Genomic DNA, 22,787 nt, shown 5'->3' with positions numbered 1-22,787 from the left:
TAGTAATGTGCTAGATACAGCAATATACGCTTCCATCTTACATCAGCTAGATCGAAATTACTAAATTTAAAATATCTATTAAAAGTTAGAACTATCTGGAGATTCTCTTCTAATTTCTTCAATTTGACCAACTTCAAAAATTAAAGTAAATGTTTGACCTATTTCTTTTTCTAAAAATTCTTCTAAAAGCATCACTTGTCTTGGGGTTACAGCTTCTTTGGTGCGAACATTCAAACGAACTTGGGGCGGGTTAGTTAACCAATTGACATCACTATTAAGTAATACCATCCTCTGCAAAGTAACAGTTCGATTCAGTAATGCTTGTTTTAGACTGGCTTCAAGTTGAGCTTGTCTAATTAATTGAAAAAAGCCTACACCTAGAGGAACGAGGAGTATAGCAGTAAAACCTAGCGTCCAAAAAAGGGCTTTATGCGCGCGCTTACCGGAAGTGCAACCCGCGATCAGAAACGTCAGCATACAAGACAGAGTAATTCCCAGCAAATTGGTCAAATAAAGGAGAGTTGCGCCGAAACTAAGCGACCAATCAGCTTGAGCTAAACCCAAGCCAACAACACAAATTGGTGGCATCAAAGCAACGGCGATCGCAGTTCCGGCTAAACTTTCCGAAATCTTAGGCTGTACTTTAGCAAAACCACTAATTCCCCCGGCGGCAATCGCTATTCCTAAATCTAGTAAAGTGGGCTTTGAACGGCTAATAACTTCGCTACCAAACACGGGAAGGCTTACTAAATAACCAATAAGCAAAGCTAAGGTAATTGCCAGAAAAGTTCCTACCAATATTGCTGTTAAACCTTTACGAAAAAGGATAACATTGCCTTCTAATGCTCCAAATGCTACCCCGCGAATTGGCAACATTAACGGAGCAATAATCATCGCACCAATGATTACAGCTACGCTATTAGAAAGCAGTCCCAATGTAGCAATTATACAAGAACCTAGAATCAACACAAGGTAAGTAATACTTATGCTTGATTCTTCTACTAACCCCTGGCGCATTTCCTCCACTTGCTGTGGCAGAATTTTTCTGTTTTTTAAGTCATTAAATCGACTGCGTATATTGTCAATTTTTAACAAGCTACTATTCCTCATATTTTAGTCAAAAGAAGGCAGTGGCTATAAAAAAAGGTGATTCACTACTGAATATTGAAACTGATACCTGTTTGGAGATGAGATAATTGCACTTAAGCTAGGACTTAAAAAAAGCTCATTAATAGAGACTTTGCCGTCTTGGTCGCTATCTGAGGTATCAAAAAGAGATTGAAGCTCTTGTTGCTCGGTTGCCATAAGTTTCTGCCAGAATTGATTTTTCAATTTAATATCTCATTAATATCCCACTCATTAAACAAACTTATATTCTTAAACATAGAAATGGGTATCGCTGGGTGGAGAAAACGAGATGGTTAGGGATTTAATCCATATGCAACTGGAGCATAGCAATCAGATTAGTAAAGTTGGATATAGTAACGTTTACAGCATTTTTAAAAGCCACAATATTTAGTAAACGACTGCCAAAATAAATTAAAGTATTTGTTAAATGTATCCAAGTGTAGCTTCATCAATTACCAATCCAAAAATCCCTCGCATCCCGATAAAACTCCCCCTGACCATCCCACTGATAAGAGGTAGGCGAATGCAGCAGTCCTAGCCAAACTTCGACCAGTGGCATACCCAGTGCTTGCTGTAGTTGCTCTAGTGAAACTTTCTGCTCCTGGTGCTGCTCAATCCAGCAAGAAATCGCCTGTTGCCACTTAGGGATATTCTCTTTCTCCGCCAACTCTTTCAAAGTTTTCCTCATGGCAGCCCTGGCTTTACGAGCGATTTTTCTAGCTTCTTTGCGGTCAATTACCGATACCACCGAACCTGAACCAGGACTCGATTCAACACGCTCAAAAGTCAAGTCCTCCATCAAGTCAGATAAATCCATCGACATCGACTGTCGTATCAAACCCGATAAAAAGTCATCGCCTAAAACAGGTCCCTCACTGTTATCTGTTATCTCCAAACCATCCAAAATACCCTTGGCGCGTAAAACAAAGACTTCCACAATCTGAGAAATCGCATCTCCAGCAACTAATAATTGCTCATTGCTATCCTGGTTGGCGATCGCATCTTCCAAGCCTTGCCAAAGTAATTCCATATCGGCGGATTCTGGCTCTTTGAGTGCCGTTTTAAGATCGCCCCATAAATCTAATTCCAGTTGCTTGTAGCTTGGAGGCATTAGTTTATTTCTTCAACTTTCAAGGGGCAAGGCTCAAGAGGACACAAGCTGGGCTTGAGTTCGACAGTTGCCGTAACGCCGCTAATGCTGACTTCATACTGCTGAGAAAAGGAAGCGATCGCACTCAAAATATATTCCCTGACGTTTGCTTCTTTCCAACCCAAAGTATGGACGGGTTCGCGTGTGGCTCTCCTCTGCTGCCCTACCCATAGTTCCACTGACAGGGCATGAAGTGGCTCATCCTTACGTCCTCGGTAGAAATAGACAATAACCGCCGGGACGGAGGGAATGGTAATTGATTCTAATTGCTTCACCGATTCCTTATCCCCTTGATACTTAAGGCGGCGGTTGCGGTTGTATAAATCACGTTTTTTGTAATAGGTGCGGCGTTTATGGCAGAGTTCTCCTACCCAACAGCCATCGCCCTCGGTTCCGTGACGCGCGATCGCACTTTCAACTGACAGCTTGCTGCACTGTCTGCATTTATCTTGGATTTTAGTCGGCATCAAAAGTCCTCAACGAGAAAGCATTTTCTGGATAAAGCACCTCAGAATCATGGATTTTGTACCACCACTGGTTATCCTCCAAATCAAACCAGCGTCTAACTACTTTCACCGTTCGCTCTTGCTCATTCCAGTACAGAGTTGCAAATTCGTAAACGTCAAACTGGGGGGCAGGAATTTCAATCGTTGATTTGTTTTGACGGATGTTATTCGGCATTAGGAAGTCGTCTCGGTGCAAAAATATCTGTTAGAGCGATCGCAAGTTCTGGCAGCAGTACATCAGAAAGTGTATCGTTAATCCAAAAAGTTTGAGGAAAATCACTGCCACCGAAAACTGTCACTGACTGTGCTTGATTATCTACAACCCATATCCTGTTTACGCCAGCAAGTAAATAATCTGTTGCTTTACCTGTCATGCCGCCAAAAGACTGACCAGGGGAGATAATTTCGATGACTAGCTCAGGAATACCTGGGCATGGTCCCTGTCCATCCCAATCGGCTGGAATTCGACTCGTAGAAATATAAGTGAGGTCAGGAACGGGGGCCCAATCAACAGAGTTACGCTTTAGGGTAACAGTCCACTCTGGATTGACCTCGCCAAGATTGGTCTGTTCGCACCAATCATCGAGCCGCCGAAGCAAGCGTTTTTGAGCGCGACTATGAGGACTTGTAGGGGACACTTTAGTAATAATTTCTCCATCGATAAGTTCGGTGCGATCGCCGCTTTCGGGCATAGTTAAAAATTCTTGCAAGCTGAATTTAGTTTTGCTGGAACTCATACAGGCAATCCAAAAAAGCAATTGTTCTTCATTGTACCCCAATCTATGTCGCTAGAGTTTCGCTAGAGTCAAAAGGTGCTTTAGAAGTATGATTGAATGAGGGAGTATGCGCGTAATCACTCTTTCATGTCCGATCACTCCTTTTTAACCCCCAATAACGCGATCGCTCATTCCAGTGCGTCAATTACTCCTACGGAGGGGTTGCTTGACCTTTGGCTGCACGGCAAGTCACCCCATACTCAGCGTTACTATCGCCGCGAAGCATTAAAGTTTCTGGGGGTTGTAAATAAACCCATTGATTCGATAACCTTAGCTGATATTCAGGGCTATTCCACTGCACTGCATCAAAGCTCCCTGGCTGTTTCTTCTGTTGCTAGGGCGATCGCGGCAATTAAATCTCTGTTTACTTTCGCTCATCAAAAAACGGGGTTGCTGAAAGCTAACCCCGCCGGAGCGGTAACTCTGCCCAAGGTGAAGGATTCCTTGGCAGAACGGATTTTACCAGAATGGGTGGTACAAACGATGATTGGTTTAGAACAGAATAAGCGCAACCGAGCGTTACTGAAGCTACTGTATATTGCAGGGCTAAGGGTGTCAGAGGTGACGCAATTGCAGTGGTTCTCGCTGCAACCAAGGGATGTCGGGGGACAGGTGTTGGTCTACGGTAAAGGTGGTAAAACACGGGCAATTAAGCTGCCTGCGTCACTTTGGCAGGAATTGCAATCAATACGGGGAGATGCGGCAATTGGTGAACCAGTGTTTACTAGCCGCAAGAAAAAGGGGCATTTGAAAGAGATGCAGGTCAATCGCATCGTCAAAGCTGCGGCAAAAAGAGTACCAGGGTTAGAGGAGGCTATAGCTGAAAATGTATCACCGCACTGGCTGCGTCATGCTCATGCAAGCCATGCAATGGATCGCGGCGCTCCGGTTCACCTAGTCAAGGAGACTTTAGGTCATGCAAATATTGCCACTACAGGGCGCTATCTCCATGCGCGACCAACTGATAGCTCTAGTTTGTATTTGGATTCTTAGGGACATCCAATCGAAATTAAAAAGCTTGCGATCGTGCTAGTCCCGTGACTACCGCGCGGTACGATCGTCGGGGAAAGGCGGCTAAACGCAAGGCGGCGAATCTATTAGACCTCTTGCAAAAGTAAGTGTTAGAATTGGGAGAAAAAGATGAGATAGAGACAATAATGACTTATAAACAAGTAAAAAAGCTGACTCCTGAAGAATTCAAACGATTATCTGGAGTGCATTATGAGACATTTAACCAAATGGTGGCAATAGTTAAAAAAGTATATTGCTCACGCAAGATAACAGGCAGACCGCCAAAATTAAAAGTAGAAGACCAAGTATTAATGACTTTGGAATACTTGCGAGAATACAGAACTTATTTTCATCTAGGAGCAACTTGGGGAATTAATGAGTCTACAGCTTATCGAATTATCAAAAAAGTTGAAGATATTTTAATTCAAGCACCGGAACTAAGATTACCAGGAAAAAAAAGATTAATTCAAGAAGATTACCCGCTAGAGACGGTAGTAATAGATGTGAGGGAAACTCCGATAGAAAGACCTAAAAAAAACAAAAAAAATATTACAGTGGCAAAAAGAAAAGACATACATTGAAAGCTCAAGTAATTATCAACCAAAAGGATGGGCAAATCCTATGTACGACGTATGGAAAGGGTTCTGAACATGACTTTTAACTATATAAAAGGAGTAGGGTAAGGATCAAGAAAGAGGTTAAATGTTTAGCAGACAAGGGATATCAAGGAATTAAAAAGCATCATCATTTCAGTCAAACACCCAAAAAGAAACCAAGAAAAAGTAAGTTTTCTGTAGCTGAGAGAAAAGAGAATAGAGAGTTAGCGAAAGAAAGAATAATTATTGAAAATATTTTTGCTCATTTAAAAAGATTTAGGATTTTACAAGGGCGATATAGAAATAGAAGGAAACGATTTGGATTAAGGTTTAATTTAATAGCTTCTATATACAATTATGAGCTTTACTTAAATGTCAGTCAACTTTAAAGGTGACTTTTGCAAGAGGTCTATTGCATACGCCGTATGTGCGATCGCCTTTAGTCAAATCGGAGAACAATATCTAAACCTTGTTAGATTCGCTGCCAATACTCAATCTCTAAAGTTTCAGCTAAATCTTATAATCTTTGATAAATAACCGCACTTATCTGATTCACAGCCAAAAATCGATCTCAATTCAGTTGATTTTGTGGAGAAGCTTTGACATTGACAGCGTAAGAGCCTGCTTACTGCTGGAACGAAATGGTAATACAATTGTAACTTCTCCAGACTGATTCATTGTATCGTTTTGTACAGTTAGCTTAACTTCACCATTAGTCTTTCTAAGCTTAGATGTACAATGAAGAGTGAATTTATGAAGAGGATATAAGAAGACTTCAACAATAGGATGTTTCCCAACAGAGCCATACTTGAATTAAACGTATTTGTACAACAGATATTAAACAGAAGTCATTTTTAATTTTTGAGAGTTTTTTTAAGACAGGAGTATAAATTCTTTATGAAAAAGGAAAGCGCCAATGATTTTCATTGTGAAGGGTATAAGAAATGGCTACCCAATGAATCAAGTATTGTGCCTACCAATTTCAATATTCAATCTCCGCCTAGTATTCAGCAGCCTTTGATTGCCCCACTTGCCTTTTATGTTCGCGGATCTGTATCAGCAAATGAAGTACTTGAAAATTCATCTAAGGAAATCATCAAGAAAATCTCTAGTTACATAGAGGAATTTAACCAAAAAGATATATTTGAACCCAAGTACAAGCAATTGGTTTTTGTAGTTGGAAATTCTGGTACTGGTAAAAGTACGTTGATAAGTTATCTTGCAGGAGATGATTTAGTTGCAAAGACGATAAATGGCAAATTAATAATAGACAACAATACAACAAGTGATATAGAGATAGGACACGGGTTAGAATCTAAAACATTTTTTCCGCAATTCAAAGATATTTTAGGAACAATATATTGTGATATGCCAGGATTTGGAGATACCAGAGGCATAGTTGAAGAAATAGCAAAAGCTATATTCATGAAAAAAGTTTCTGATTATATTAATAATGTAAAAATTTTAGTCACTATAGCTTACTCTGATATTGATGCAAGGGCTGAAGGACTTCGTTCTTTAATAAAAAATTTGTCAAGTTTTATCCGTAATATTAATGATTTTGATAATGGGATAAATATAATTGTTACTAAAGTTGATAATGGTGTAAAAATAGATAACAACGCTTACGTTTCCAAAACAGACGATGAAATTACAGCCGAAATCTTGGGTACTTTAAACAGCTTTATAAATGAAAACCCGAATGAGCCTTCGTTTCTTAAATCAATAATCAGTCACAAACATATCAAAATTTTTCGCAAACCTTCAGGGGAAGGAACTTTAAAATATTTGACAATACCAGGATTAGGGAAAATTTTTGAAAATGAACAAAAATCTATCCAAGAAGCCATAACAAATACTTTATATCTCAGTAAAAATAATATTGATTTTGGTTACAGCATTACTTCAAATGCCCAGTTAGATAGTGTGGGCATTGCAAAAGAGTTAAGAACAAAAATGGCTTTTGATATGGGTGCTATTTTTGAACAAATAGAAAAGCATTATTCAAGTAAGGTCAATAGTAGCGCAGATATTTATCAGTTAAAAGAAATACTTGATAATCGGAATTGGAATAAAGATCAATTTAATTTTAGCGATCCCATCTTATTTTTAGAAGGTGTAAGACAGAAAGTAAATAAATTTAGAATTGGGATAACTCAAGCCAAATTTAAAGGATTCTTAGCAAACAATGAATTTCTTAATTTTTTAGGGCATTTAAGCGAGCAAATTGATAAATATACTTACTATCAAGCTTTAGATTCTCTCCTTAATTTTTTGGTTAGGGAAGAAGAATTTAATCAAATACTTATTAACTTAGTGAATATACAATTGAATGATGAAAATGTAATTAAGAGTTTAGATCAATTAAAAAATAACAGAAATAATGAAGATTTGATTTCCACAATAGTAAGGGATTTTGGTAATTTTACTGAAGCTCAGAAGTCACAAATCAATAAATTGCTGGATTATCTACTAAAATCTCCAGAATCTAAAGATATTGGTGATAGGAGAATCATCGTTGGTCGTATAGTAAAATTGAGTGAAGTCCTAGATTTTATTAAGGGTAAAAACACCGAATCTTTGTGTATTTACTCAAGTAAGGCATTAATTCTAGATGATAAGAGTTTAGACCTACCCGGTAAAAATGTAAGTATTATTGCCCCAGAGTGGTATATGTTTGGGTCAAATACAATTACGCTCGACGGATTAGATGGTCAGGCTCACGATTTGCCAAAAGCTACCGATGGTGCGACTGATGGACAAAAGGGCGCTGATGGTCTTCCTGGTAAGCCAGGTCACAGTGCTGGAAATTTTCTTGGTGTAGGTAACACATTTTATAATTCCTCCGCCTTAACAATTAGCGCCATTGGAGGCAAAGGAGGTTTAGGACAAAATGGTGGGAATGGGCATGATGGTCGCAGTGAAACTGATGCAGATGCTTACAAGAACTCAATTCATACTTTAAGTTATGAAAGCCCGGATAAATACAAACCCATTGTCGGGCATCCATATGGAGTTCCAAGAAAAAAAACTACCTCTGGATGGGGTAGCATCACCGATTATGAGTATCAAGACTATAAGAATGAAGGTCTAAATGGACAAGTCGGAGGTAACGGCGGTGCAGGTGGTTTAGGTGGTTTAGGGGGAAAACGAGGAATTTTTGAGATATTCAATACAAAAAACCAAGGCATTTCTGCTGTTAGCGAAGATGGAGAAAATGGTCAAGATGGTAATCCTGGTAATGGGGGTATTGGAGGAAAACATGGACAAGATGCCTATACTACTTTTTATGTGAGTACCAATAACAGATCGAGGGGAAGTTCAACCTGTGGTTTGGAAGATAGTCGCATGAGTGGTGATAAAGGAAGAGCAAACAATGGAATTTCTCTTTTAAGTCCAGGGTCAAAAGAGCCAGATCAAGAACAAAAAATCGAAATGATTTGGTATAAACCATTTATTGAATATAGAAAATTTATGGCTGAAAATATAGGCAATAAATTTCTTAAACATAACACCGAAGAATTGTTAAAAGCGTTAAGTGAAATCCAAGGAAGGTTAGATACTCACTGAGTAATTAATTTGCCTGAAGTTAATAGCTTTCATTAAGCTGTAATGAATTTTTGAAATTATAAATTTTATAGAGGAACAAAAAATGTCAAACGATATTCCTTTACCTTCAGATATTCGCTATGGTTATGGTGCTTTCATTGATGACTTAAAGGCTTTAGAAGAAGTTTATTATCCATCAAGTATGGATAGAAAGTTAACTCCAAGCATAATCAAACAATATTACGCGCTGCTAGAAAGGGTAAAAAATTATGCAAATTACGGCAAAAAACTTTCTGAAGGTAATAAAGTAGATAATCTTGAGAATAGAGATATTGTTATTCTTAACTATGTGCATAGCACTATTTTAAGCAGGCTGAACCAATTAAAATCTAACAATTTAAGTGACTTAGTAATAGATATATTGGGGTTCATTAAAATAATAGAATCAAACATAAAAAGTCTTACAAAACAACAGCAAATAGAAAAAATTGATTTTTATAAAAAAGGATACAATTCACAAATCAAGCAAAAGATCCAAGAATCTAATAGTTTTATTAAGCAATTGCAAGAGACTATCGAACAATATAATCAAGAAATAGATAGGAGTTTTGAGAAACTAATAAATGAAATTGAGGAGTTGAAAAAAGATGGAGAAAAAAACAAAGAAGAACTCATTAAAAAGAAGGAAGAATTAGAAGCACAATTACCCCTTAAAATATTTTTTGGTTCACTAAAAGTATTAACCTCACTTTTTGCGTTTGCTGGGCCGCAAGGAGCAGTGGCTGCGGGCTTATTAGATTCAATCTCAAACACTACGGAAGGATTCGTATTACAAGATTCCAAAGGTAACAAGTTGCCTATCGCAAGTATTCCAGAAGGAGCGAAAACGTTTATTAAAGGATGCAAAGATTACTCTAAAGGAACAAAAGAAGAAATAGAGAAAATTACAAAAGAAAGAATAAAAGAAATCACTGATATTCTGGCCGATCACCCAAAAGGATTAAGTGGCAAAATTGCACAACTTCAAATAAAAGGCGGGGAACTCAAATTAGAAATTGAACAGCTATCGAAGCGTGATGATACAGGGCTATATTTCCCGATCGAAGCGGAGGTATTTGCCCTAAATAATAAAATAAAACAATTAAATGAGGAATTAGGAAGCACTATCAAGGAAGAAAAAACAGCTCTCAAAGACGATACAAGCCCTACTGTTGAACACGCAAAATTTGAAAAATGGTTAGATAAAGCTGAAAAACTAATAAATGTGGCTAATGCCGGAATCAACATTTATAATACAATTAAAGATTCTGAATCTGCAATTGACGAAATAAACCAGGCAATTCTTAAAAATCAAGAAAGTATCAAAAAATTAAACGATTTTAAAGATATAGTAAATTCCTATTCTCAGGAAACGATAACAAATATGAAAGGAGATGTAACAAATTTAGAAAATAGTCTTAAGAACAAGTCACATATAGCACTTGATGTTTCAAAGTGGCAAATACAAGCACATCTGAAAGATATAAAACATCAACTAGATGAAATGACATCAGGGTTTAAAACTCACGGAGCTTTTATACATATTTTTGAAAAGATGAGCGATGCGATCGCTACTTTAGTAGGTATTTACGATCGCATCGAAAATTATCAAGAACAAGCACAGCTAGTTGATTATATAGCAAATGTAAACTCTGCTGGAGTAACAGTTGATTACCCAGAAGTTAATGAATTAAAGATAATTATTTTACAAAATACTATATTGGAAAGATATAGCACTTTAATATCTGCTGTAAAACAATGGGCATTTCCTTTTGCAGATAAATTTTTTAGCAATTTTAATTTCATGTTGAATATTGATGCTAAACAGGATATTCTCGAAAATGCTACCAGTGTTACCAAAATCATAGACTCATTGAAAGAGAAGGTAGAAATATATAATGCGACAATCACCGAAATGGATACAAAAATTGTGAAAACTAGCTTTGGTTTGAACGACTCAGTAATCCCGCCTTTCTTTACTTGGAAAGGTAGTCAATATGCTGACGCAATTAATATATTATTCAAAGAAGGGAGCAATAAGAAGTATGAAAGTGAGGTGGTAACTCTTATATCTTCTGTCCAAGGCTCTTACTATTATGCTGTTAAGTTTAATAAAATTGAACTCAGAATAAAACATCTAAACTCGAAGAAACAGCAAGAACTAAATTCCTGTTTAGACAATTTCAATGTTTATCTGACTCATTCAACAGATTCTTACTATAAATTCAACAACATATTTTATAAATTCGGTAGCAACATCGACGTAAACTCTAATAATAAGTTAGAGTTGATGTACGGATTTAAGAAAGATAGGAAAGAGCATCCTTATACTAAAAATGAAGCCTATGAAAAGCTAGATAATGGACAATTGATGCTCAGTCCTTATTCTGTATGGCAGGTAAAATTGGCTCTGGCAAATCCAGGGAATGGAAAAAATTCTTTTAACGATTTAGAAAAATACTCAGGGTTCGTCAACCTAGAGCTAGTTGGTACTGGTTCTTATGTTGATGAAGAAAACATGACTGATGAGGATAAAAGCAGCTTATTATTGAATTTTTATTATCAATATCAAGCTGATGACATGGTTCCAATTATTGGTGGTGTTCTCGATCTGTGACTTAGCTCTAAATCGATAAACCAAACTCATAACAGTTAACGAATAAGCCAATTACTAAATCATGCATCTCTTCTAACTTAGAGAAACAAATAGTCTTCCTGGCTAATCGCTTAATCCTCGTCCTCAGATTTAGATGTTTACGCTCAATCCTCTGAGTGTTTTTCTTCCCAACTTCATGCTTGTCTTCCGGCAAGTTGCGTTCATAAGCTCCCCAACCATCCGTACAATATCTCTTGATACCAAACGGCTCTAACAGTTCTTTCAGCTTGAGAAAAACTTCATCTTTTCGTCTGCCGAAAACATATGCTAGAACTTTCCCTGTACTGCGGTCTATCGCATGCCATAGCCATCGAGGATTTTTCTTATTGCCTACAAAGCTCCACATCTCGTCTAACTCAGATGATTTGATTCCTGGCTCTGGCTCCTTTTCTTCTTCGACCTTGTAGATTTCTACTTCTACCTGCTCTGGTCGAATAGTCTTTAACAATTTCTGATTAACTGCTTGCAAATGCGGCTTCTTTTTCTTTAATTCTCGAATCACCGTAGAGGGGCTGACATGAAGTACCCGCGCAATATCTCTGACTCCACTACCATTGATGCTCATCTCGACAATTTGGTGCTTGACACTTCGCTTTCGTCCCGGATGACTGTTGTCGAGGATAAAAGTGCGTCGCAGACATTCAGAATTATTACAGGCGTAGCGCTTCTTGCCTTCGGTAGATTTGCCATGTTTAGAGACATCAGTAGAGTGGCAATCAGGACATTGAACAGCAAGCCAAACAGTCATGTAACCTCATAGAATACTTAACCCGGTTGTGTTGCAAAAAATGGTAGGCTGAAATAATTCCGCTAGAGAAAATCATTGTACCGGCCTCTAATGAATTCTAAATCCCCCTTCAAGTGGCGGCATTATCAGTCAGAAATCATCCTACGTTGTGTTCGGTGGTATCTAAGCTATCCGCTTTCCTATCGCCAAGTAACAGAGATGGTGAACGAGCGGGGATTAGATATACATCACAGCACCGTCTTCCGTTGGGTGCAAGAATATAGTCCAGAAATGGACAAACGAGTCAGACCGTATCTAAAGCTTACTAATGACTCATGGCGGGTAGATGAAACCTATATTTTGGTCAAAGGCAAGCAGAAGTATTTATACCGAGCAGTCGATTCGGCAGGGAACACCTTAGACTTCCTCCTCACAGCGAAGCGGGATGCGAAAGCGGCGAAACGGTTTTTGCGTAAGACATTGAAAGCAATTCACACTTCCGTACCAAGAGTCATCACTGTGGATAAGAACCCTGCTTATCCAAAAGCGATTAACGTACTCAAAGCTGCCAATAAGTTACCCGAAGTAGTGAAATTACGACAGATTAAATATCTCAATAATATTGTGGAGCAAGACCATCGGGGGATAAAACGATTAGTCAAACCAGGAATGGGATTTGGCTCCTTCAACACTGCAAGAAGAACCATTCGGGGATATGAAACTCTGAACATGGTTAGAAAAGGACAAGTTATTGGTGTTCCCAGGGGAGCCATCAAAGAGCGACTTGTCTTTATCTATCAAATCTTTGGGGTAGTTGCATAATTTCAACTCCTGCCACAGGGGTTTTCTGTCTTCACTAAGTTTTTGCAACACAACCGTTAAGTCTACATAAGGAAGAATATTGTCAATCCGCTCTTTAAGAAAGTTTACTTGCTCCAAAGGCTCAGAAAAGTGTGGCAACTGCAATGGAGAACGAGTCAGAAAATAACCAAACTCAGTAAGTAGATCGAAGGGATCGGCATCCAAGTCGAAGTAGTTGCTGAAGGTATAGGAACGACTGGGGTCAAGGATCGGTTTATGGCTCATGGCACAATCATTTAGGTCGCCTTTGATTATTGAAACGGTAATTTTATTTTTCCTCTAAAACTTTTGCTAATAGTTCCGGTGCGATCCGGAAACCAGCAGTCTTAACCAAAGCATCAATCGCATCTAGTAAAGAAGACAAATCACCTTCTTGCTTTGCTCGAAGTAAAATCCCTAAAACTCCGGTTACTTTTAACCCAAGGGATTTAGCAATTTTACGCCCGTCTCGCTCGTCCAGTAATATTCGGTCTGCTTTAAGATCGATTGCTAAAGTAATTGCCTCGGATTCACCTCGGTCTAATACTTGCTGCAACAACTGCACTGACAACTGTGAAGATACTTCTTGAACCTTAATCCAACCCGTATCCACTGCTGCTTGAATCTCTTTTGATCCGGGTCTATCCTCAAGCACTTTTAATTCTGCCAAAACTGCTAGTGGTATTTGCACTTGTCCAAATTGCTGACGTATCAGTTCAAGCTGTCCAATAATAGCTAAGTTGAGGATTGGCGAAGTATTACTCACCACTGGCATAATCCAAGTCGTCCGATAATTCTTCTAAGCTGTAATGCCGCAATATTAAACGCTGTCCTAATAACTGTCCAAATTCGTACTTATTCATTTGTGCCAGTTCACGGGCTTTGCCAAAAGAAAGTAGCTCCTGAGTATAAAGAGCGATCGCCAATTCATGCAGCAGGACTTGCTCAATTCGAGGTTCTGGCAGCCGGATAGCAGACAAAACGGAGTCAGGAATAGATAGTTGCATGAGGGAGTAATGTTTAGTTGAAAACAACTATAACTAGCGTATCACTAATATTGTGAGATAATAATCTGAGAATAGTCTGAGTCTGATAAGTGCAGTTATCTCTACCTAAAAATCATGCCCCAACTCCCCGACCGCCCTATATTACCCATTACTATCGTTCCCCTTGATGGCGGACGGGAGAAGACAGGGCGAAGCACTTCTAATGAAACGCTGTCAGACCTTCGCCATTGGCAAATTGAGGAGTTTTTGCGGCAGACGGGTAAGGCAGATAACACGCAGCGCGCTTACAAGCGACAACTAAAGAGTTTTAGCGCCTGGTGCAATAAGTCTTGGCTAGATGTAACCCCTAGCGATATCGGCAAATATCGGCGGGATTTATTGCAGCAAGAACTTAAGCCTGCTTCGATTAACCATGCCCTGAATACGTTACGAGCATTTTATCAATGGATGCGGCGCAGTAATGGGTATCCGGTGAACCAACCCCTGCCGACGGATGCAATTGGGCTAGAACGGGTCGAGGAGCCGCAAGACCTACATATTGAAAAAGAGGACATGGTTGATATTTGGCACGCGCTGTCTACGGAGGGAGCGACTCGGATACGCGATCGCGCCATTGTCGCCTTGCTCAGTCACGGGCTAAGGGCTTCGGAATTATCAGTTCTTAATGTCAATAGCTGGAACGGCAAAAGGCTTACTGTTCATCGTTCCAAGGGGCAAAACGTGAGCGAAATTCCCTTGAGTAAGGAAGCACAACAATACCTGGAAACATATTTAGAGTGGCGAATGCAGCAAAGTGAGGCGTTTGCTCCAACGCCTGATAGCCCTATGTTTCTGTGTCAAGACCCGAAGCACCGAGGGGAGAGGCTGGGTTACAAGGGGCTATACAGAATGATCAAAAAATTGGGGGTGATCGCCCAAGTGAACGACATTAGACCACACCGCTTTCGGCACGAATTTGGTACAAGCATTACCCGTAAAGGCGTAGATCCAATGTATGGTAAGGAGTTGATGGGAATTAAAAGTGATAGAGTTTACGGGCGCTATACTCAAGGAGCGCTGAAACAAGCGGCAGCCAAGGCTTATTTGCAGGCGATCGGGGAGGATGAGGACGAAGATTAGCTCCTAGCTTGTTCCAGTTTTTTGTTCCATTACTTGTCGCTAACCTTAGACAATTAGTCAAGCCAGGGATGGGATTTGGCTCCTTCAACACGGCACGACAAACCATCAGAGGATATAAAATCATGAACATGATGCGGAAAAGTCAAATTTTGGGAGTTCCTAAGAAGACCGTCAAAGAGCGGGTTCTCTTCCTCAATCAAATTTTCGGAGTAGTTGCATAATTCAAACTCCTGCCACAGGGATTTTCTGTCCTCACGAAGTTTTCGCAACACAACCCAATTACTTGTACTGACTTAACGTTAAAGTGTGGACAATTCACTCGGATTTTAATCGTGAAAATACAATACACTATTTACTGGGACAAACTGGCAGAGATTCAAGAATTGAAAGAGTTTTTTGAGGAAGATTTCTCAGGATTCAGAAAGCTTATAGAAAATCGCATCGAAGAGTTTGAGAACTTTTCTGATGCAGCTCTCGATAAATTTGCCAAGCTACGGGTATTAGAAATAACTAATGGTTGTACTCAATGGGGATTTCGTCGTGGCGACCAAGAATGTTTATCTGTAGAACAAACCCGTGAATGTATGAACTTAATTATGGGTTTTATGAAACGGACAGAATTATATTTTCCCAGTGAGGGTCAAATTGAATTTGATGACGAACAAAAGGCATTTATTCAAGCCGGACGATCGCTTTACAAAGATGCGTTTAAAAATAATGTCAAAGAGTCAGAGCGCGAATACTACGCAGCATCTACAGCCCAGTTTATTGTCTATGGATATGAACGTGTAAAGCGAGCAATATCATTAGTCAAGCAGGATTATGAAACTCTCTTTTCACTTTATTACATTGAACGGGGGCAAAAATATATTGCTCCCTATTTAAGAGGGTTTCAAGGTTGATTGCCGATTTAATCCCGTGTTAACACTGGTTCTAGCGGATTTTGTGGTCACTGCCTTTAAAGGTGTATCACCACATTGGTAAAGACAGAACGCAGCGATGTTCGTACGTACTAACGGTACTGTGCGACAGCAAACTGGCAGATGGCATCGACGGCAAAACAAGGCAAGGCAAGGTATGGGAACAGACAAAAGTGACAACTCGATTAGTAGTGAGTCACAACAAAATGGATTTGGCAGCATGGTCGCTTCAAATCTACCGCAGCTCTGGCGTGCCGGATTAACCTCTCGATCCTGGACTTGGAGCGACATTGCCACCTATCCCACAATAGTCTAATGCACTACCCTAAAGCTACTGTATGTTGCAGGGCTACGGGTGTCAGAGGTGACGCAAAGTGGTTCTCGCTGCAACCCAGAGATGTCGGGAGACAGGTATTGGTCTACGGAAAAGTTGGTAAAACACGGGCAATTAAGCTGCCTGCGTCACTGTGGCAGGAATTGCAATCAATGCGGGGTGATGCGGCAATTGGTGAGCCAGTATTTACTAGCCGCAAGAGAAAGGGGCATTTGAAGGAAATGTAGGTCAATCGCATTGTTAAAGCTGCGGCGAAAAGAGTGCCAGGGCTAGAGGAGGCTGTAGCTAAAACTGTATCACCGCACTGGTTGCGTCATGCTCATGCAAGTCAGGCAATGGATCGCGGCGCTCCTGTGCATTTGGTCAAGGAAACACTGGGTCATGCAAACATTGCTACAACTGGGCGCTATCTTCATGCGCGACCAACCGATAGTTCTAGTTTGTATTTAGAGTCGTAAGAGTATTCAAGTAAAATTGAAAAAGTTGCAGTTATACTGATCCCGTGATTACCGCGCGGTATGACAGGCGGGGATAGGTGGCACTGGCGTAAGGTGGCGAATCTGTTGCACACGCCGTATGGGCGAGCGTGATTTTAAGGATTATGACCTCTACTATTTAAACCTCTGAAGTTTTTACGAGATAAAGATAAACTTATGTTCAAAATTGCTGCTCAGGTTACTTTTTCTAACTCATTGCCATATTTAGCAATAGTTCTAGGCGTTACTACTACAGCCGCAATAATTAGCAAACGCTGGTGGCAACGGCACAACACTTACAAACCTTTACAATTACTTCCTTCTCCCCCCAAACACTGGCTGTTAGGAAATATCCCTCAAGTATTAACAGCAGTAAAACAGAAAAAATACTTTCAATTATTGTTTGATTGGAGTCAGCAGCTAGGACCTATGTATGTTCATTGGACTGGCTTTCCAGTTCTTGTTTTGAGCCAGCCAAAAGTTATCGAAGATACTATTGTCAATGGCATGAAAGATGGCAGCCTAGTTAGAGCGTCGCAAGCGAACAACGCTTGGAACGATATTATCGGGCCAATTTTGATCGGTCAAGGCGGAGCGCAGTGGCAGTGGCGACGCAAGGCTTGGAACCCCGAGTTTAGTTCTAGCAGTCTGACTAAATATGTTGAAGTTATCGAGCTTGCTTGCGAACAAGCCATCGATACAATCAAAGAAACTTCTCCACCAAAAGAAGTTCAGGTAGATCCTCTGTTCGTAGAACTGACAATGAGGGTGATTTGCACTCTAATCCTAGGAATTCCTGTAGATAAAAAGAGCGCCAGTCATGAAGGACCACCCCTCGAAGTTCTCAAAGTGTACGAAGCAATGTCGATCTTAAGCTATCGGTTTTTGAGGGGATTTACTGGCGAGAAGAAATGGCAGAAATATCTACCAACTAAAAATTCGCGAGATTATTGGGCAGCAAGGCGGTACTTAGAAGAATTTATTACTCCTAGAGTAGACTTAGCTTTACAGATGAGATCACAAAACAAGACCGATTTAACACAGATAAGTCCTTTGTTCCAAGCATCAATGTTAGTGAAAATAGCTGCTAAAGAGCCAAAATACAATCAACAGACGCTCGTAGCAGAAGTTGTTGCACTATTACTGGCGGGTACTGACACTACAGCCCATACTTTATCTTTTGCAGTGGCAGAATTGTCCTTAAACCAAAAAGTTTTTCAGCAGGCGCAAGCTGTAGTTGACTCAGCTTGGCATCAAGGAGGCATTAGTTTAGAAACCCTTAAAGAACTAACTTATATTCATGCCATTATTAAAGAGACTTTGCGCCTTTATTCTGTCGCTTCGGGTTCGACTCCACTAGAAGCTACTCGTGACCTGACAATCGCAGGTAAGCTTATTCCTCGCGGAACAAAAATAACCTGGTCAATGCTTGCTGCTGGCAGAGATTCAACAATCTATCCTCAAAGCGGAGAATTTTTGCCGGAGCGTTGGTTAGACAAAAGTACCCATAGTCCACTGCTAATGATAGATTTTGGCTCAGGTTCTCATCGTTGTTTGGGAGAGCAGCTATCCATAATGGAATCAACAGTAATGCTGGCACTACTGTTGCGCTATTTTGACTGGGAGTTAGTCAACGGTCGTTCATCTGTCGAGCAGTTACAGCAGAACTTGTTGATTTATCCATCCGACAAAATGCCTGTGCGCTTTCGGCAAAGAAGGTAAGAAAAGGGTCAAGACAGTAACGGAACCAAAAATGGTAGTAAGAAGCCTTATTACCTCTTTTTGCTATGTATATACATAGTCAATTATCTAAAAACTTAGCTCTAAATATTTGAGAGTTTGAAATTAAAACGTATACTAGGGGTTGAGCCGAGATAGCTGTAAAAAAGTGCCACTTACCTTAGCAGACATGATTTTAGGGAGTTTTGAGTAGCATTAGCAGACATAAAACCCTTTTTTAAGTCAATTTACATCTGCTAATTCTAGTTAGCAGACATCAGCAACACCTAATGTAGTATGGCTGAAACGGAGATGAGGTAAGCGTTTCTAGTGAAGTGGCACTAAATTACACGTATCTCGGCTCAATCCCTATACAAGGCTTCGACCATCAACACAGCCGCCGTATCTAGGTCGAACTGAACGGTTAATTCTAACCACCGTTCTCGAAATGCTGGAGTGGGTAGTAACTCTTGTTGCCAAGTGCAGTAAATAAAGGCTCTGGGCTTGCGCCGCAAACCTTCAATTATACCCCTCTTCTGTCAGTTTCCGAGATTAAAAAGTAGTAAATAAAGCATTTCATCCAGAAGAATAAAAGGGTTTGAATTGATTCATGGCACTGATTAGATGATTAAATCCAAGCAATAAATTAGAATTGGGAAAAATATCTAACCAAGGATAAACTAGCCAAAATGATACGAGTGGTTGGACAACTAATCGCAGATTATTTAAAACATTCTTCCATCCGCTTTCATGATTCCATTGTTGATGATTAGAAAAATCTACAGAATTACTTTTTTGACTCTCAATTTGAATTTGATAAGATTCATGTATAGCTAAAAAAGCTGGAGAACTTAAACTAATCATTGTATAAACACAAAAAATAATCTCCCACCATCTTTCGATATCCTTGAAATGAGTAAAGCGATAATCTGTCCAACCTAATTCTTGTTTACACTGCCGGAAGCCATATTCCACCCATGTTCTCAATCCATATAGATCCCCTAAAGTCTTTTTCAAGTTCCCTTGAAGATTGGTCATGATGAACGAAGTAGAATTTTCTGGCATGGTTTCTGGGTCAGTAGTTATTTCCCAGTAGGTTATCGCTCTTTTTTTTCCATAAACTATTTCCCTTATGTATCTGATTTCTGATTTTTGGCTACTAAATGTTCTCGTGAATTTACACCATTTGTTTGCCCTAACGCTCTGACTAGCTGGCAGCCAGACTCCATGATTAGTTCTAATTGCTACGACATAAGCTAATTGATATTGGGTTAGTTTTTGAAGGAATTGGCTACTTTCACCATAAAAACTATCTGCCAGCACTAAGTCAATATTCAAGCCTAATTCAATTAATTCTGTAATTATTTCTGATGCCAATTCTATTTTTGTTTTGTATTGATCTTCCTCTTTTAGCGTTCCCTTGGGTTTAAATATTTTCAATGTTAAAGGAAACGTTATATTGGCATAAACCCCATAGGCATTGACGGACACTATTCCTCTATCAACCTTCCCTACACTTCCCAAATATTGCCGAGCTACATAATCAGTTTTCTTACCTTTTTTTCTGTCTCCGGTTTCATCTATTACTACGGTAATTGCTTTTCCATTTAGCGCTTTCTTGAGTTTATTCAATCTTCGCTTTTTTAATTCCTCTACTGACCAATCACAATTCGCTATAAAATGATGTAATGATTGGGCGGAGTTTATACTTACTACTTTGGCTATTTCTGGCAATGATTTTCTTTTTATTGGTGACGTTATTCCCAAGTGTAAGTATTTGAAGCATTCATAGTTTCTTACTTCTTTGAACAGTTCTCTGTACTCTGCACAATAGGTGTCTATGATGGCAACTGTTGGGTGAGCATCTCTTGCTAAATGTTTCAAGATTTGTAATTCCACATCCATTGCTCTGCTTACCTCCTAGAGTTTTATCTTTTGATTCTTTTACTTATTATACCCGGAAAGTGACAGAAGAGGGATACAGCAGTTCTCAGTTGGGTGAAACATAGCAACAGCAATGGGTGAACCAGCCAATAATGTCTTGGAGTGTCACCGCAGCGAGAGCATCGGTAATTGCTTGGTCTAACTGAGCATAGGTTCGTGCCGCTCTGGCACGCAGAAACTCTTTGACTTTTGACCAACAGTTTTCAATTGGTGAAAAATCTGGCGAATAGGGGGATAAATAAATGACTGTTGCGCCTACCGATTCAATTGCCTCACGGATACCATTAACTTTGTGGGCGGGCAAATTATCCATAACTACACACGCGCCTGTCCAGAGATTAGGCACTAATACCTGAGTCACATAGGTCTTGAATGCTAGAGCATCAGTTGCACCGGGAAAAGTAATTTCACCTACCAGCCCCCGTAGCGCCATTGCACCAATCAATGTTACATTTTGTCCGCGCCCGTAAGGAGCGTGGTTATAGGCGCGGCTGCCTCGGACAGAACGGGCATAACGCCGTGTCATTGCTAAGTTGGAGCCTGTCTCATCTACAAACACCAAATCCTCCAAGTTGACTGCTCCAATTTCATGCCAATATTCTACCCGCAACTGTTGTACTCGTTCGCTGTCTCGCTCCGTTGCGCGCAGAGTTTTTTTTTCTGGTAAGTTTGAGCTTTTGGACGTATCGTCCCATCGTAGCTCGACTGATCCTTACTCCAACACGTTGCTCCAGTTGGTCGCATAACTCTACCAAAATGGCATCATTATTTTCGTCTACTAAATCAGCTACTACCGCCTCTTGTTCGGGGCTAAGTTTAGCTACTTGACCTCCTCCATGCGCTCTGGGTTCAACGGTTCCATCGGTGCGATAACGCTTTAATAAATTCTCAATAAATGTCAAACTGACCCGAAACCTTCTTGCCAACTGCCTCTGGGAACTCTCTTTTTGGTTATACGCATCAACTATTTTCTGACGCAGGTCTGTAGAGTATGCTTTCATTTGTCTTCCATTCCAGTTTCATCTTTAACTGTATCTTGCTCAATCAAGAACTGCTGTATGTCTGTAGTTAATGCACCGTCCCCGTCGTTTATCGGGGTCAGTCACCCGCAGTCATGGTAGCTCGACTACTAATTGCGTACCCAAATAGCCTAAGATCCGGTCATGATAAAGATGTAATTCTAATTGCCGTCCAATCAGTCGAGATGGCACTGTATAAAGAATGCAACGAACTTCAACCGTGCTTCGGGTGCTGACGCAAGCGCTTAAGATTTCATAGTCAGGGATGCGATATTTTGGTAATGATTGGAGATAGGGTTTTTCCTGCTCATACTTCTGCTGACACTGCTGATTGAGTTTGGCAACCGCGGCTTCAATCAGTAAGCGATATTCGTCTAGACTTTGAAAATCGTTACTACCACGCAGGTAAATGGCTTGTTTAATCCGATTCTTGAGATGACCGTGGGGAGATTCAATTGCGCCATTTTCATGGGCAACGCCTGTATTGTTGCGAGTCGGTTGCATTCGGTAATGGTCGCACAGTTCATCGTACAGACGGGTTAAGGATTTGTTTCCTCCCAGGTTCCGGTACGCTGCGCTTAAACTATCTGTCCGATGTTGTTTGGGTACTCCACCACAAGCTATAAGCGCATTTTGCAATCCTTCTGCGAGGGCAATGAAGCTTTCTCCGCCTTGAATAATTTGGGCATATTGCCAGCCGCTATAAGCCAGTCGATAGTGATAGAGCAAATGCTCGAATGGCTTGCCAGCAATGGTTATCTCCATCCCTTTGAGTTGGGTAAAGTCTGACAGTCCCATTATGCCTGGTACGCGCAAGTAACTCAAACATCACTTCTGGACTCGGCCCATGCAGAGCTTTCGCTCGTTTGGACTCGTCGTTGAATCGTTCGCAATACTTGGGGATATTTGCCAGGATAGGTGTCTTGCAGATATTCAAATAGGGTCATCGGTTTGAGCCGGGGTTCCTTTTTGAGCATTGGCTCTAGTTCTTTGTCCCATACATCCCCTAATGGGTCTTGGGTGCTGGAGCGGTCTGCTACTTTTCCCCGATTTGGCTGGTGCTTCCCGGCTTCGATGCGTTGACCCGTTCGCTCGGATATTTCAGCGATGCACGCTGCGTTGGCTTGTGTTAAGCCAATTTTTCTTGCGTTCATATACGCTCTTTTTTGGTATAAATGGATAGTTTTTCTTGACACTAGACTTTTTCTCTTCGCTGGGAGATTTTCTAGTGTCTTTCTTTTTGGTTGGCTTTGATTCTACTTTTGGTTCCT

22 protein-coding genes and 3 pseudogenes are annotated in these 22,787 nt (G+C 40.2%); 11 read left to right on the top strand and 14 right to left on the bottom strand.

Annotated elements, in window-relative coordinates; genetic code table 11:
* Positions 1-78: 78 nt before the first annotated feature.
* The 6 genes from SYN7509_RS0223560 to SYN7509_RS0223535 all read right to left on the bottom strand — a co-directional run bounded on the left by SYN7509_RS0223560 (position 79) and on the right by SYN7509_RS0223535 (position 3,521).
* Positions 79-1,110 (bottom strand): DUF389 domain-containing protein, encoded by a 1,032-nt coding sequence (locus SYN7509_RS0223560; protein ID WP_009630407.1) that lies wholly within the window; start codon positions 1,108-1,110, stop codon positions 79-81.
* Between the two features lie 24 nt (positions 1,111-1,134).
* Entirely contained in the window at positions 1,135-1,305 is a 171-nt protein-coding gene (locus SYN7509_RS30535; protein WP_009630408.1) for an EF-hand domain-containing protein, read from the bottom strand.
* Between the two features lie 271 nt (positions 1,306-1,576).
* Positions 1,577-2,239, bottom strand: coding sequence for a hypothetical protein (locus SYN7509_RS0223550; protein WP_009630409.1), 663 nt, complete (start codon positions 2,237-2,239; stop codon positions 1,577-1,579).
* Entirely contained in the window at positions 2,239-2,745 is a 507-nt protein-coding gene (locus SYN7509_RS0223545) for a hypothetical protein (protein WP_009630410.1), read from the bottom strand. The genes SYN7509_RS0223550 and SYN7509_RS0223545 overlap by 1 nt, the downstream gene beginning before the upstream one ends.
* A complete protein-coding gene (locus SYN7509_RS0223540; RefSeq protein WP_009630411.1) occupies positions 2,735-2,959 on the bottom strand; it encodes a hypothetical protein in 225 nt (74 codons plus the stop codon). The genes SYN7509_RS0223545 and SYN7509_RS0223540 overlap by 11 nt, the downstream gene beginning before the upstream one ends.
* A complete protein-coding gene (locus SYN7509_RS0223535) occupies positions 2,949-3,521 on the bottom strand; it encodes a Uma2 family endonuclease (protein WP_009630412.1) in 573 nt (190 codons plus the stop codon). The genes SYN7509_RS0223540 and SYN7509_RS0223535 overlap by 11 nt, the downstream gene beginning before the upstream one ends.
* A gap of 126 nt (positions 3,522-3,647) precedes the next feature.
* On the opposite strand from SYN7509_RS0223535, the gene SYN7509_RS0223530 reads away from it, so the two are divergent.
* The 4 genes and pseudogenes from SYN7509_RS0223530 to SYN7509_RS0223515 all read left to right on the top strand — a co-directional run bounded on the left by SYN7509_RS0223530 (position 3,648) and on the right by SYN7509_RS0223515 (position 11,372).
* Positions 3,648-4,553 (top strand): tyrosine-type recombinase/integrase, encoded by a 906-nt coding sequence (locus SYN7509_RS0223530; RefSeq protein ID WP_038022445.1) that lies wholly within the window; start codon positions 3,648-3,650, stop codon positions 4,551-4,553.
* A 164-nt stretch (positions 4,554-4,717) separates the two neighbouring features.
* Positions 4,718-5,556: pseudogene (locus SYN7509_RS28900) on the top strand (IS5 family transposase).
* Between the two features lie 508 nt (positions 5,557-6,064).
* On the top strand, positions 6,065-8,737 hold the full coding sequence (locus tag SYN7509_RS0223520; protein WP_009630070.1) for a GTPase: 2,673 nt from the start codon (positions 6,065-6,067) through the stop codon (positions 8,735-8,737).
* Between the two features lie 82 nt (positions 8,738-8,819).
* Positions 8,820-11,372, top strand: coding sequence for a hypothetical protein (locus tag SYN7509_RS0223515; protein WP_009630071.1), 2,553 nt, complete (start codon positions 8,820-8,822; stop codon positions 11,370-11,372).
* Between the two features lie 7 nt (positions 11,373-11,379).
* Here SYN7509_RS0223515 and SYN7509_RS28895 read toward each other — a convergent pair whose 3' ends face one another.
* Positions 11,380-12,159, bottom strand: coding sequence for an IS1 family transposase (locus SYN7509_RS28895; protein ID WP_009630072.1), 780 nt, complete (start codon positions 12,157-12,159; stop codon positions 11,380-11,382).
* A 90-nt stretch (positions 12,160-12,249) separates the two neighbouring features.
* Between SYN7509_RS28895 and SYN7509_RS0223505 the strand changes: the two genes are divergently transcribed.
* Positions 12,250-12,960 (top strand): IS6 family transposase, encoded by a 711-nt coding sequence (locus SYN7509_RS0223505; RefSeq protein WP_028954484.1) that lies wholly within the window; start codon positions 12,250-12,252, stop codon positions 12,958-12,960.
* A gap of 307 nt (positions 12,961-13,267) precedes the next feature.
* On the opposite strand, the gene SYN7509_RS0223500 is transcribed toward SYN7509_RS0223505, so the two are convergent.
* Both SYN7509_RS0223500 and SYN7509_RS0223495 read right to left on the bottom strand, forming a co-directional pair.
* Positions 13,268-13,753: a PIN domain-containing protein gene (locus SYN7509_RS0223500; RefSeq protein ID WP_009630116.1), complete on the bottom strand. Its 486-nt coding sequence runs from the start codon at positions 13,751-13,753 to the stop codon at positions 13,268-13,270.
* Complete coding sequence (locus tag SYN7509_RS0223495; RefSeq protein ID WP_009630117.1) at positions 13,737-13,985, bottom strand: UPF0175 family protein; 249 nt, start codon at positions 13,983-13,985, stop codon at positions 13,737-13,739. Before SYN7509_RS0223495 ends, SYN7509_RS0223500 begins: the two co-directional genes overlap by 17 nt.
* Positions 13,986-14,099: 114 nt before the next feature.
* Between SYN7509_RS0223495 and SYN7509_RS0223490 the strand changes: the two genes are divergently transcribed.
* The 6 genes and pseudogenes from SYN7509_RS0223490 (at position 14,100) to SYN7509_RS0223460 (ending at position 18,556) form a co-directional block, all read left to right on the top strand.
* A complete protein-coding gene (locus tag SYN7509_RS0223490; protein WP_009630118.1) occupies positions 14,100-15,104 on the top strand; it encodes a tyrosine-type recombinase/integrase in 1,005 nt (334 codons plus the stop codon).
* 332 nt (positions 15,105-15,436) lie between these two features.
* A complete protein-coding gene (locus SYN7509_RS0223480; protein WP_009630119.1) occupies positions 15,437-16,006 on the top strand; it encodes a hypothetical protein in 570 nt (189 codons plus the stop codon).
* A 50-nt stretch (positions 16,007-16,056) separates the two neighbouring features.
* Positions 16,057-16,340, top strand: a pseudogene (locus tag SYN7509_RS31125) (IS1 family transposase); the annotation flags it as partial.
* Positions 16,340-16,585, top strand: coding sequence for a hypothetical protein (locus SYN7509_RS27945; protein WP_028954563.1), 246 nt, complete (start codon positions 16,340-16,342; stop codon positions 16,583-16,585). The pseudogene SYN7509_RS31125 and the gene SYN7509_RS27945, both read left to right, overlap by 1 nt.
* Before the next feature lie 9 nt (positions 16,586-16,594).
* Entirely contained in the window at positions 16,595-16,816 is a 222-nt protein-coding gene (locus SYN7509_RS27940; protein ID WP_084610806.1) for a tyrosine-type recombinase/integrase, read from the top strand.
* A 195-nt stretch (positions 16,817-17,011) separates the two neighbouring features.
* Positions 17,012-18,556: a cytochrome P450 gene (locus SYN7509_RS0223460; protein ID WP_009630122.1), complete on the top strand. Its 1,545-nt coding sequence runs from the start codon at positions 17,012-17,014 to the stop codon at positions 18,554-18,556.
* Positions 18,557-18,915: 359 nt separating this feature from the next.
* On the opposite strand, the gene SYN7509_RS30355 is transcribed toward SYN7509_RS0223460, so the two are convergent.
* From SYN7509_RS30355 to istA, 5 genes and pseudogenes are all read right to left on the bottom strand, one after another.
* Positions 18,916-19,068, bottom strand: a complete 153-nt coding sequence (locus tag SYN7509_RS30355; protein ID WP_158506200.1) for a hypothetical protein — start codon at positions 19,066-19,068, stop codon at positions 18,916-18,918.
* A gap of 61 nt (positions 19,069-19,129) precedes the next feature.
* Positions 19,130-20,458 carry an IS701 family transposase gene (locus SYN7509_RS0223455; RefSeq protein ID WP_009629866.1) on the bottom strand — a complete coding sequence of 443 codons (1,329 nt, stop codon included), beginning with the start codon at positions 20,456-20,458 and terminating at the stop codon, positions 19,130-19,132.
* A gap of 85 nt (positions 20,459-20,543) precedes the next feature.
* Positions 20,544-21,107: an IS630 family transposase gene (locus SYN7509_RS0223450; RefSeq protein ID WP_038022430.1), complete on the bottom strand. Its 564-nt coding sequence runs from the start codon at positions 21,105-21,107 to the stop codon at positions 20,544-20,546.
* Positions 21,085-21,498: a helix-turn-helix domain-containing protein gene (locus SYN7509_RS27155; RefSeq protein WP_051482582.1), complete on the bottom strand. Its 414-nt coding sequence runs from the start codon at positions 21,496-21,498 to the stop codon at positions 21,085-21,087. Before SYN7509_RS27155 ends, SYN7509_RS0223450 begins: the two co-directional genes overlap by 23 nt.
* A gap of 114 nt (positions 21,499-21,612) precedes the next feature.
* Positions 21,613-22,670: pseudogene (gene istA, locus SYN7509_RS27150) on the bottom strand (IS21 family transposase); the annotation flags it as partial.
* Positions 22,671-22,787: the final 117 nt, after the last annotated feature.

The organism is Synechocystis sp. PCC 7509 (genome assembly GCF_000332075.2).
In the GTDB taxonomy this organism is placed as follows: domain Bacteria; phylum Cyanobacteriota; class Cyanobacteriia; order Cyanobacteriales; family Chroococcidiopsidaceae; genus Aliterella.
This window is presented reverse-complemented; position numbering and strand designations above follow the sequence as displayed.

Coding starts and splice junctions, on each gene's coding strand:
- SYN7509_RS0223460 (WP_009630122.1), top strand. CDS start 17,012: ATGTTCAAAATTGCTGCTCAGGTTACTTTTTCTAACTCATTGCCATAT.
- SYN7509_RS27155 (WP_051482582.1), bottom strand. CDS start 21,498: ATGAAAGCATACTCTACAGACCTGCGTCAGAAAATAGTTGATGCGTAT.
- SYN7509_RS0223515 (WP_009630071.1), top strand. CDS start 8,820: ATGTCAAACGATATTCCTTTACCTTCAGATATTCGCTATGGTTATGGT.
- SYN7509_RS0223535 (WP_009630412.1), bottom strand. CDS start 3,521: ATGAGTTCCAGCAAAACTAAATTCAGCTTGCAAGAATTTTTAACTATG.
- SYN7509_RS0223495 (WP_009630117.1), bottom strand. CDS start 13,985: ATGCAACTATCTATTCCTGACTCCGTTTTGTCTGCTATCCGGCTGCCA.
- SYN7509_RS0223520 (WP_009630070.1), top strand. CDS start 6,065: ATGAAAAAGGAAAGCGCCAATGATTTTCATTGTGAAGGGTATAAGAAA.
- SYN7509_RS0223500 (WP_009630116.1), bottom strand. CDS start 13,753: ATGCCAGTGGTGAGTAATACTTCGCCAATCCTCAACTTAGCTATTATT.
- SYN7509_RS0223545 (WP_009630410.1), bottom strand. CDS start 2,745: ATGCCGACTAAAATCCAAGATAAATGCAGACAGTGCAGCAAGCTGTCA.
- SYN7509_RS30535 (WP_009630408.1), bottom strand. CDS start 1,305: ATGGCAACCGAGCAACAAGAGCTTCAATCTCTTTTTGATACCTCAGAT.
- SYN7509_RS28895 (WP_009630072.1), bottom strand. CDS start 12,159: ATGACTGTTTGGCTTGCTGTTCAATGTCCTGATTGCCACTCTACTGAT.
- SYN7509_RS0223530 (WP_038022445.1), top strand. CDS start 3,648: ATGTCCGATCACTCCTTTTTAACCCCCAATAACGCGATCGCTCATTCC.
- SYN7509_RS0223490 (WP_009630118.1), top strand. CDS start 14,100: ATGCCCCAACTCCCCGACCGCCCTATATTACCCATTACTATCGTTCCC.
- SYN7509_RS27945 (WP_028954563.1), top strand. CDS start 16,340: ATGCACTACCCTAAAGCTACTGTATGTTGCAGGGCTACGGGTGTCAGA.
- SYN7509_RS0223560 (WP_009630407.1), bottom strand. CDS start 1,110: ATGAGGAATAGTAGCTTGTTAAAAATTGACAATATACGCAGTCGATTT.
- SYN7509_RS0223540 (WP_009630411.1), bottom strand. CDS start 2,959: ATGCCGAATAACATCCGTCAAAACAAATCAACGATTGAAATTCCTGCC.
- SYN7509_RS0223505 (WP_028954484.1), top strand. CDS start 12,250: ATGAATTCTAAATCCCCCTTCAAGTGGCGGCATTATCAGTCAGAAATC.
- SYN7509_RS0223455 (WP_009629866.1), bottom strand. CDS start 20,458: ATGGATGTGGAATTACAAATCTTGAAACATTTAGCAAGAGATGCTCAC.
- SYN7509_RS0223550 (WP_009630409.1), bottom strand. CDS start 2,239: ATGCCTCCAAGCTACAAGCAACTGGAATTAGATTTATGGGGCGATCTT.